At 66.2% G+C, this 8,198-nt stretch carries 8 protein-coding genes and 2 pseudogenes; 8 read left to right on the top strand and 2 right to left on the bottom strand.

The features are described from left to right. From JMF90_RS13600 to JMF90_RS13580, 5 genes and pseudogenes are all read left to right on the top strand, one after another. Positions 1-290 (top strand): annotated as a pseudogene (locus tag JMF90_RS13600) (5'/3'-nucleotidase SurE); the annotation flags it as partial. After that, entirely contained in the window at positions 287-1,219 is a 933-nt protein-coding gene (locus JMF90_RS13595; RefSeq protein WP_011549682.1) for a protein-L-isoaspartate(D-aspartate) O-methyltransferase, read from the top strand. The pseudogene JMF90_RS13600 and the gene JMF90_RS13595, both read left to right, overlap by 4 nt. Before the next feature lie 5 nt (positions 1,220-1,224). Next, positions 1,225-2,115 (top strand): peptidoglycan DD-metalloendopeptidase family protein, encoded by an 891-nt coding sequence (locus tag JMF90_RS13590; RefSeq protein ID WP_006478669.1) that lies wholly within the window; start codon positions 1,225-1,227, stop codon positions 2,113-2,115. Between the two features lie 11 nt (positions 2,116-2,126). Next, positions 2,127-3,215, top strand: a complete 1,089-nt coding sequence (gene rpoS / locus JMF90_RS13585) for an RNA polymerase sigma factor RpoS (protein ID WP_011694300.1) — start codon at positions 2,127-2,129, stop codon at positions 3,213-3,215. Positions 3,216-3,218: 3 nt separating this feature from the next. Beyond that, complete coding sequence (locus JMF90_RS13580; protein WP_054927897.1) at positions 3,219-3,995, top strand: 3'-5' exonuclease; 777 nt, start codon at positions 3,219-3,221, stop codon at positions 3,993-3,995. A gap of 30 nt (positions 3,996-4,025) precedes the next feature. On the opposite strand, the gene JMF90_RS13575 is transcribed toward JMF90_RS13580, so the two are convergent. Then, a complete protein-coding gene (locus JMF90_RS13575) occupies positions 4,026-4,880 on the bottom strand; it encodes an endonuclease/exonuclease/phosphatase family protein (RefSeq protein WP_054927896.1) in 855 nt (284 codons plus the stop codon). Between the two features lie 306 nt (positions 4,881-5,186). Between JMF90_RS13575 and rlmD the strand changes: the two genes are divergently transcribed. After that, positions 5,187-6,491, top strand: coding sequence for a 23S rRNA (uracil(1939)-C(5))-methyltransferase RlmD (gene rlmD, locus JMF90_RS13570; protein ID WP_034174708.1), 1,305 nt, complete (start codon positions 5,187-5,189; stop codon positions 6,489-6,491). 62 nt (positions 6,492-6,553) lie between these two features. On the opposite strand, the gene JMF90_RS13565 is transcribed toward rlmD, so the two are convergent. Continuing rightward, on the bottom strand, positions 6,554-7,252 hold the full coding sequence (locus JMF90_RS13565; protein ID WP_006484459.1) for a Bax inhibitor-1/YccA family protein: 699 nt from the start codon (positions 7,250-7,252) through the stop codon (positions 6,554-6,556). A 249-nt stretch (positions 7,253-7,501) separates the two neighbouring features. Between JMF90_RS13565 and ndk the strand changes: the two genes are divergently transcribed. Both ndk and JMF90_RS13555 read left to right on the top strand, forming a co-directional pair. Next, positions 7,502-7,927 (top strand): nucleoside-diphosphate kinase, encoded by a 426-nt coding sequence (gene ndk / locus JMF90_RS13560; protein ID WP_006478674.1) that lies wholly within the window; start codon positions 7,502-7,504, stop codon positions 7,925-7,927. A gap of 55 nt (positions 7,928-7,982) precedes the next feature. After that, a pseudogene (locus tag JMF90_RS13555) lies at positions 7,983-8,198 on the top strand (23S rRNA (adenine(2503)-C(2))-methyltransferase RlmN); the annotation flags it as partial.

Here is an 8,198-nt window from a genome sequence, read left to right as displayed (position 1 = left end):
TGAACGTCAATATTCCGAATCTGCCGTACGACGAACTGAAGGGCTGGAAGGTCACGCGTCTGGGCAAGCGTCATCCGTCGCAGCCGGTGATTCGACAGACCGACCCGCGCGGCGAGCCGATCTACTGGATCGGCGCCGCGGGCGAGGCGCTGGACGCCAGCGAGGGCACCGATTTCCACGCCGTTGCAAACGGTTTCGTCTCGATCACACCGCTGCAACTCGATCTCACGCATACGCAGATGCTGCCCGCGATGCGCGAATGGGCGCGCGCCGGAGGGCGGGCTTCATGAGCGGCGAGCGCGCGAAGCGGTTCCCGCTCGCGCTCGAAGATCTCAAGCGAGCGCCACGCAAGTCGGAAGGTCGGCCCGGTGAACGCCAGACGGCGGGGGCGGTGCCGAAGGCTGCCGACAAACCCGCGGCCGTGCTGAAGCCGGTTGCGGTGAAGCCGGCCGCCGTGCGGGCGCCGCTGCCGGGTATCGCCGCCGCGAAGCCGGCGACCGCACCGAAGCCCACCGCGCTGAAGCCTGCGCTGCCGAAGCCGGCCGCGCCGAGCATCGCGCCGGCCGGCGCGTTCGCCCTCACGTCGGAACGTGTGCGCGAGCGGATGGTCGAACGCCTGCGCGCGAACGGCGTGACCGATGCGCGCGTGCTGGACGCAATGGCCGCGGTGCCGCGCCACCTGTTCGTGGATCCCGGGCTCGCGACGCAGGCCTACGAGGATTCGGCATTGCCGATCGGCCATCAGCAGACCATTTCAAAGCCGTCGGTCGTCGCGCGCATGATCGAGCTCGCGATGGCCGGCCGCACCCTCGAGCGCGTGCTCGAGATCGGCACGGGTTGCGGCTATCAGGCCGCCGTGCTGAGTCACGTGGCACGCGACGTGTATTCGATTGAACGCATCAAGCCGCTTTACGAGCGCGCGAAGCTGAACCTGCGGCCGCTGCGCGTGCCGAACATCCGTCTGCACTACGGCGACGGGCGTGTCGGCTTGCCGTCCGCGGCCCCGTTCGACGCGATCGTGATCGCGGCGGCGGGGCTCGACGTGCCGCAGGCGCTGCTCGAGCAGCTCGCGATCGGCGGGCGGCTCGTCGCGCCGGTCGGCGCGCAGAGCGGGCAGCACCAGGTGCTCACGCTCGTCGAGCGCGTCGCGCACGCGCAATGGCGAGAGTCCCGGCTTGATCGCGTTTTCTTTGTCCCTTTAAAATCCGGAGTGATTTGAAACCGATGAGTATGTTGCGCGCGATGCAAAACAACCGATCCAGGGAACCGCTCACGTTCGCCCAGCGCGCGATCTGTGTGGCTGCGTTCTCCACGCTACTGGCCGCCTGTGCGACGCGGCTCGACAACGCGCCCGTCGTCGACCGCTCCGGGTCGCTCGGCACGACTGCCGCCGCGCAGCCCGCGGTGCCGCTCGGTCCGCCGCCGCCGGGCTTCTATCGTGTGAAGCCGGGTGACACGCTGTACCGGATTGCGCTCGAGAACGGGCAGAACTATCGCGACATCGCGACGTGGAACAATCTGGCGAACCCGAACCAGATCGAAGTCGACCAGCTGCTGCGCGTGGCGCCGCCGGGCGGCGCTGCAGTGGCGGGCACGCCGGCCGCCGCGCCGATCGTCGGTGGTGCGGTCGCGACCGCGCCGCTGAGCAGCGGTCCGGCCGCGCCGGCCGCCGGCACGTCGTCGGCGCTCGCCGCCACGCCCCCGGCCGCGGCGACCGGATCGAGCGATACGGCGGCGGCGCCGAGCGGCCCCGTGACGTTCGCGTGGCCCGCGCGCGGCCCCGTGCTGAACGGGTTCGACGATGCGAAGAACAAGGGTGTCAATATCGGCGGGACGGCCGGCGAGGCCGTGAAGGCGGCGGCGGACGGCCGCGTCGTTTACTCCGGCAACGGTCTGCGTGGTTACGGCAACCTCATTATCATCAAACACGATGCAACTTACCTCACGGCGTATGCACACAATCGCGCTTTGATGGTAAAAGAGGGGGACGCGGTAACGAAGGGGCAGAAGATCGCCGAGATGGGTAACAGCGATGCCGACCGCGTGATGCTGCATTTCGAGGTTCGCCGGCAGGGTAAGCCTGTCGATCCGCTGAAGTATTTGCCGCCTCAATAACCGAGACGACCATGCCGAAATCGAAGCGCCACGAGCCGCAAGCCGAGTCTGAGAAGATCAGTCGTGCCACGCAAGCATCGGTGGGGCGAGTGGGTGCTTCGACGGACGACGAAGAGGATGTCGCGGAAAACGAACGTGATCTCGAGGCACGCGACGCCGACGCGGACGGTGGCGACGACGAGCGCGAAGGCCGCCAGGAAGCCGCGCCCGACGTCGACGATTTCCGCACGCTGCTGCAGGCCGAGCTCACGGCCGACACGATCCAGCATTACCTGAACCGCATCAGCGTGAAGCCGCTGCTGACCGTCGAGGAAGAGCAGCGTTATTCGCGTCTCGCGAAGGCCGGCGAATTCGAGGCGCGGCAGGTGATGATCGAGCGCAATCTGCGGCTCGTCGTCAGTATCGCGAAGGGCTACCTGAACCGCGGCGTGCCGCTGCTCGACCTGATCGAGGAAGGCAACCTCGGCCTGATGCACGCGATCGAGAAATTCGACCCGACGCGCGGTTTCCGTTTCTCGACCTACGCGACGTGGTGGATCCGGCAGAGCATCGAGCGGGCGATCATGAATCAGGCCCGCACGGTGCGCCTGCCCGTGCACGTGATCCGCGAACTGAACCAGGTGCTGCGCGCGAAGCGCCACCTCGAAAAGAACTCGATGTCGACGGGCGAAGCGGCCGAACGCCGCGAAGCCAGCATCGACGACATCGCCTATCTCACCGGCAAGACCGCCGAGGAAGTCACCGATATCCTCGCGCTCAACGAGCACACGGCGTCACTCGATGCGCCGCTCGACCTCGATCCCGCGAGCAGCCTGCTCGACCTGCTGCCCGACGACCAGAGTCAGTCGCCCGACGCCGAGGTGCAGCACCGCGAGCTCGAAACGCTGACGCGCGCGTGGCTGTCGCGTCTGTCCGACAAGCACCGGCACGTGATCGAGCGCCGCTTCGGTCTGAACCACATCGAACCGGCGACGCTCGAGGAGCTCGCCGACGAGATGGGGCTCACGCGCGAACGCGTGCGGCAGATCCAGCAGGAAGCGCTGGTGCGCCTCAAGCGGTTCTTCGCCTCCAACGGCGTGCGCAAGGACGCCGTTCTGTAACCGATGACCCCGATTCTTGTTTTTGACATCGAGACGATTCCCGATGTCGACGGCATTCGCCGTCTGGAAGACCTGCCCGCGACGCTCGACGATGCCGCGGTGGCCGAACACGCGTTCGCCGCACGCCGCGAGAAGACCGGCGGTGATTTCCTGCCGCACCACCTGCAGCGGATCGCGGCGATCTCGTGCGTGTTTCGCGACAACAACGGTTTTCGCGTGCGCTCGCTCGGGACGCCGCAGGACAACGAAGCGACGCTGATCCAGTCGTTCTACCGCGTGATCGAGAAATACACGCCGCAACTCGTGTCGTGGAACGGCGGCGGTTTCGATCTGCCGGTGCTCCATTACCGCGCGCTCGTGCACGGCATTCCCGCCACCCGCTACTGGGATCTCGGCGAGGACGACCGTGAATTCAAGTGGAACAACTACATTTCGCGCTATCACTCGCGGCATACCGACCTGATGGATGTGCTCGCGATGTATCAGGCGCGGGCGAACGCGCCGCTCGATGCGCTCGCGAAGCTGTGCGGCTTTCCGGGCAAGCTCGGAATGGACGGCAGCCAGGTGTGGCCGGCGTTCCGGGACGGGCGGATCGACGAAATCCGCAATTATTGCGAAACCGACGTCGTCAACACCTACCTGCTGTATTGCCGGTTCCAGTTGATGCGCGGCGGCCTGACGCCGAGCGAGTATGCGGACGAGATCCTGCTCGTGAAGAACGCGCTTGCGCAGGAACCGGCGCCGCACTGGGTCGAATACCTCGCCGGCTTCGACGCGTAGCGCGGGCGGCCCGCGCTGTCGCCGGTGCGATCAACCCAGTTCGAGCAGCACCGGCTGGTGATCGGATGCGCGTACGTCGCCGTCGATCTCGCAGCCGATGATGCGCGGCAACAGCGTGTCGGTCACGAACACGAAATCGCACGCGAGCGGCCCGTCCGACCATTGCACCGTATCGTAGACGCCGGCCGTCGGCGGCGGTGTATGGCCGGGGTGCCGCGCGACCCACGCGTCGACGAAACTCGGCGCGTCGGCAATCGGCTCCAGGAAGCGCCGGTACGCGTCGCTGTCGAATGCGCTGTTGAAATCACCGCAGACGATCGCATCGCGCGGCTGTCCGGTCGCGCTGAACGGCCCCTCGGGCGTTTCGGCGGGAGCGGGTTGATCCGCGTGCGCGCAGGCCTCGCGATGCCGGTCGCGGAGCGCGTCGACTTGAGCAAGCCGCTGGCGCGCCGAGTAGTACTCCAGATGCGTGGTGACCACGCGCAACGACCCGAAGGACGCTTGCAACTCGATATCCAGCGCGACGCGCGGCATCGACGGCGCGCCGGCGTCGGCCGGCCACGGCAGCGATTGGCGCAGCACACGGCCGACCGGCAGCCGCGTCGCGATCGCGTTGCCGAACTGGCGGCGCGGGGCGCCCGGCCGGATGGCCGGCAGATCGGCGCCGATGGCGTCGACGATCGTATAGCCGGGCAGCAGCGCCGCGAGTTCGGCGAACTGGTCGGGGCCGGGCCGGCCGGGTAGAGCATCGAAGCCGCGTGTAAGCTCCTGCAGGCAGAGCACGTCGAAATCGCCGAGCCGGCGGATGGCCGCGACGGTGCGGGGAAGATCGACGACGCCGTCCGCGTCCCGACCCCATTGGATGTTCCAGTCGATCAATCGCATGGCCGAGTCTCCTTGGTCTGGTGCTGCGAGCAGAACCCGTGCCGTCGGTGGGGCCGCGCTGCGGGCAATGGGAGGCGGTCCTCAGTCGCTCACGCGCGGCGCAGCGCGGCATCGGCCTGCGCATCGGCAGCGGCGCTTGCGCGACGAAAGCACGCGACGGGGGCCTTCGTCGTCTACAATCTCGCCTTCTTCAACGTTTGTCAGGAAAAGCTGGTGTCCGAAGCCGTCCCCACTTCTGCGCGCAAATCGAAAAATGCGCCCGTCGCGCCCGGGCCTGCCCCGGTTCTCGAGATCGAATCGCTCGACATGGAAGCGCGCGGTGTCGGCCGCACGATGACCGAGGACGGCGAGCCGGGCAAGGTGATCTTCGTCGAAGGCGCGCTGCCGGGCGAACGCGTGACCTATTCGAGCTATCGCCGCAAGCCGAGCTACGAGCAGGCGACGGTTGTCGACATTCTGCGCCCGAGCGTCATGCGCACCCAGCCGAAGTGCACGTTCTTCGGCACCTGCGGCGGCTGCTCGATGCAGCATCTCGACATGCGCGCGCAGGTGGCGGTCAAGCAGCGCGTGCTGGAAGATAATCTGTGGCACCTGGCGAAGCTGCGCGCGGAAACGATGTTCGCGCCGATCCACGGCCCGTCGTGGGGCTATCGCTACCGGGCGCGCCTGACCGTGCGCAACGTCGCGAAGAAGGGCGGCGTGCTGGTCGGCTTCCACGAGAAGAAGAGCAGCTACGTGGCCGACATGACGAGCTGCGAAGTGCTGCCGCCGCATGTGTCGGCGATGCTCGTGCCGCTGCGGCGGCTCGTCGAGGGGCTGTCGATTCGCGACCGGATGCCGCAGATCGAGCTCGCGGTCGGCTCGACCGTCACGGCGCTCGTGCTGCGCGTGCTGGAGCCGATCAACGCGGACGACGAAGCGCTGCTGCGCGCGTTCGCGGACGAGCACAAGGTGCAGTTCTGGCTGCAGCCGAAGGGGCCGGACACGGTGACGCCGTTCTATCCGCTCGACGTGTCGCTCGACTACACGCTGCCGGAATTCGGCATCCGCATGCCGTTCAAGCCGACCGATTTCACGCAGGTCAATCACCAGATCAACCGCGTGCTGGTGGGCCGCGCGCTGCGCTTGCTCGCGCCGTCGCGCGACGATCGCGTGCTCGACCTGTTCTGCGGGATCGGCAACTTCACGCTGCCGCTCGCGCGGCTGTCGCGCGAAGTGATGGGCATCGAGGGCAGCGACACGCTGACCACGCGCGCGCTGGCGAACGCACGCGAGAACGGTGTCGACGGCCACACGACGTTCGCGTGCCGGAACCTGTTCGAGGTGACGGGCGACGATCTCCGTGCGCTCGGCGCATTCGACAAGTTCCTGATCGACCCGCCGCGCGAAGGCGCGCTCGCGGTATCGAAGGCGCTGGCCGAGATCGCGCAGAGCGGCGCAGGCCCGTTGCCGAAGCGCATCGTCTACGTGTCGTGCAACCCGTCGACGCTCGCGCGCGATGCGGGCCTGCTCGTGCACGAGGCCGGCTACCGGCTGAAGGGCGCCGGGGTCGTGAACATGTTCCCGAATACGTCGCACGTCGAATCGATCGCGCTGTTCGAGCGCGACTGAGCCGGGCGGCGGACGTAAAAAAACCGGCCCGCGGGCCGGTTTTTCATGGTGCGTGCCGAACGTCAGTTGCGGTTGCCGCCGAAGATGCCGAGCAGCGCGAGCAGGTTCGTGAACACGTTGTACAGATCGAGGTAGATCGCGAGCGTGGCCGAGATGTAGTTCGTCTCGCCGCCGTTCACGACGCGCTGGACGTCGAACAGCATGTAGGCCGAGAAGATCGCGATCGCGAGCACCGACACGGTGAGCATCAGCGCGGGCAGTTGCAGGAAGATGTTCGCGACCGACGCGAGCAGGATCACGATCACGCCCATGAACAGCCACTTGCCGAGCCCCGAGAAGTCGCGCTTGCTGACGGTGGCGATCGTCGCCATCGTGGCGAAGATGATGCCGGTGCCGCCGAACGCGAGCATGATCAGCGACGGGCCGTTCGAGAAGCCGAGGATGAAGCTCAGCAGCCGCGACAGCATCAGGCCCATGAAGAACGTGAAGCCGAGCAGCACGAACACGCCGGCCGCGCTGTTTTTCGTCCGCTCGATCGCGAACATGAAGCCGAACGCGATCGCGAAGAACGCGAGCAGGCTCATCATCGGGCTCGTGGCCGCGAACAGCGAGAAGCCCGTCGCGACGCCGACCCAGGCGCCCAGCACGGTCGGCACCATCGATAGCGCGAGCAGCCAGTACGTGTTCCGCAGCACGCGGTTGCGAACCTCGGCGGTGCTGACGGAACCGCCGCGGCCGAAATTGTACGGATAGTCGTTCATGGTTTCTCCTAACATTGAACGCGTGGGCGTCCGGGGCCGGTTCGGCGCGCGCGATGTGCGGCGCAGCAAACCGGGGCAGCTATGGCTAAGATAGGTTCCGTGCCGGGAGGTTTCAATGGCCCGGCGGCACAAAACATATGGATTCTGAACCTTTCATTCGTGTAAGGGTTCAATCGCAATGATACACGGGATCGTGCTACAATAGCGGATTCATTTGAACCTGTAACTTCTTAATTTTTTGGAGTTTTTATGGCAATCGAGCGCACCCTGTCGATCATCAAGCCGGATGCGGTGGCAAAGAACGTGATCGGCCAGATCTACAGCCGTTTCGAAGGCGCCGGCCTGAAGATCGTCGCATCGCGCATGGCACACCTGTCGCGTGCTGACGCAGAGAAGTTCTATGCAGTTCACGCAGCGCGTCCGTTCTTCAAGGATCTCGTCGATTTCATGATCTCGGGCCCGGTGATGATCCAGGTTCTGGAAGGTGAAGGCGCGATCCTGAAGAACCGCGACCTGATGGGCGCGACGGATCCGAAGAAGGCGGAAAAGGGCACGATCCGCGCCGACTTCGCCGACAGCATCGACGCGAACGCCGTGCACGGCTCGGACGCTGCGGAAACGGCAGCGGTCGAAATCGCGTTCTTCTTCCCGGAAATGAACGTTTACTCGCGTTAAGCCCTGGCTGACAGCAAGTAGGCAGGATTCAGCGCACGCGGCAAGGCAGCACATCATGACGAGCGAAACTTCCGTCAATCTTCTCGACTTCGACGCCGAGGGTCTTGTCGCGTACTGCGGCAGCCTGGGCGAGAAGCCGTTCCGCGCCAAGCAGTTGCAGCGCTGGATCCACCAGTACAACGCCGGCGATTTCGACGGCATGACCGATCTCGCGAAGTCCCTGAGAGAAAAGCTCAAGGGCCGCGCGTCGATCGTGATGCCGGACATCGCC

The sequence above is a fragment of the Burkholderia sp. E168m23 genome, assembly GCF_016586125.1.
Classification (GTDB): Bacteria; Pseudomonadota; Gammaproteobacteria; order Burkholderiales; family Burkholderiaceae; genus Burkholderia; species Burkholderia orbicola.
This window is presented reverse-complemented; position numbering and strand designations above follow the sequence as displayed.